This window comes from Vibrio sp. 2130-1 (genome assembly GCF_033339515.1).
In genome coordinates this window covers 298-567 of record NZ_JAWOUT010000552.1, presented here as the reverse complement: position 1 = coordinate 567, position 270 = coordinate 298, and the positions used below count along the sequence as shown (strand labels likewise).

Genomic DNA, 270 nt, shown 5'->3' with positions numbered 1-270 from the left:
ATTTTACGCTATTCAAAGCTAACCATAGGGTTACTGATCAGCGCGATCATCATGACGTTGCCAGTATTCTACCCCAATGCGGACAGCACTCTGGCAGCGAACAAACTTATCGGCCTGTGGAGTGGTTTCCTGTTTTTTGTTGTCTTACAGCAATTTCATTTCAGTAATAAGCATCGCCAACGGTTACTTTGGTTCATCGTACTGGCTGTCGTGATTGAAGCTCTATTTGGTCTGACACAATATCTTTTTCTAAAACCAGGGAATCCTTTC

1 pseudogene is annotated in these 270 nt (G+C 43.0%); it reads left to right on the top strand.

The features are described 5' to 3' along the window. Window positions 1-270, top strand: a pseudogene (locus R7Q09_RS27340) (ligase); the annotation flags it as partial.